This window comes from Collinsella sp. AM18-10 (assembly GCF_003471585.1).
In the GTDB taxonomy this organism is placed as follows: domain Bacteria; phylum Actinomycetota; class Coriobacteriia; order Coriobacteriales; family Coriobacteriaceae; genus Collinsella.
The window spans coordinates 54,835-56,104 of record NZ_QRJO01000012.1; the positions used below are offsets into that span (position 1 = coordinate 54,835).

1 protein-coding gene is annotated in these 1,270 nt (G+C 74.6%); it reads right to left on the reverse strand.

Going from position 1 to position 1,270, the window contains the following annotated elements:
- A partial coding sequence (locus tag DW211_RS07775) for an IS30 family transposase (RefSeq protein WP_369832394.1) occupies window positions 1-1,263 on the reverse strand: 1,263 nt, incomplete at its 3' end.
- Window positions 1,264-1,270: the final 7 nt, after the last annotated feature.

The window sequence follows — 1,270 nt, forward strand, 5'->3', positions numbered from 1 at the left end:
GCCGTACGCCTCCAGCAGCGCCGCCGCGTCGTCGCCGAGCATCGCCCGGAAGGCGCGGGCGGGCGTCGCGAAGCCGAGCGCGCCGCGGGGCTCGGAGTTCACGTGCGACATGGCCAGCGCCAGGTCGGCCGGGGCGAGCCGGTCGAACCTGATTCCGGCGCCCTTGGGCAGCAGCTTCCTGATCTCGACGTGGTTGCGCTCGCAGGCGCCCTTCTGGTCGCTGCGCCCGGGGTCGCAGTAGAACAGCCTCGTCTCGCCCGGCCCCTCGCCGAGCAGCGCCGCGACCGCCGTCTCGTCGGAGAACTCGGCGCCGTTGTCGGTGAGGACGGCGCGGAACACGCGGCGCGTCCCGTCGGCGCCGAGGATGGCCCGGACGCCCTCCAGGGCGCCCGCGACGCACCCGGCGGTCTTCTCCTCCAGCGGCAGCGCGAGCTGGAGCCTGCTGGGGCGGTGAAGCAGCGTGAGCAGGCAGGCGGAGTCCTCCCGGGCCCCCTCGACGGTGTCCATCTCCCAGGCCGCGGCGCACGCGTCCTCCCCGAGGGCGAGGAACGCGGCGTACGACCTGCGGGCGGAGTGGCGGGTCGCCGCCCGGCACGCGGCGCGCTTCCTCGGCCTGTAGCCGACCTTGCGCCTGAGCTCCATGTTGGTCATGCCGTCGTAGCCCGCCGAGACCCAGCGGTAGATGGTCGACGGCGACAGGTCCACCGGGCCGCCGTTGCGCGCCGCCATCTGCTCGGGCGACAGCCCCCGGCGCAGGCAGCCCCTTATCGCCTCCAGCCTGGCCGCCGCGGCGGGCTCGTCGGCGTCTATCCCGCGCCTGGACGAGACGAGGACCGAGTCGGCGCACAGCTGCGCGGCCCGGGCCTCGTAGAAGACGTGGGGGCGGCGCTTGCAGCCGATCGCGCGGTACCGGCCGCACCCGTTGCAGCAGCGCGGCCACGCCGCCAGGCGCGGGCAGGCCGCCGACAGGTCGGCGGAGGCGTCCACGCGCTCGCCGCGCCTGGCCTTCGGCGCCGTCACGAACCTGTGCGACGCCACCTCGGCGCTCACCGTCGAGGGCGACCTGCCCAGCTCCCTCGCGATCTCCCTGCACGACGCCCCGCGCTCCAGCATCCTCTGGACCGTGTCCCGCTCGTGCCTCGTGAGCCTTCCGTAGGCCCTCGGGACCGCCCTTGCGGAGCCCCTTTTCTTCTTTCCGGACATGCCGTCCTCCGATCTCCCGGGGCCGGCCGATCCGGCCCTCAGGGTATCGGGTTCCCACATTCATCCG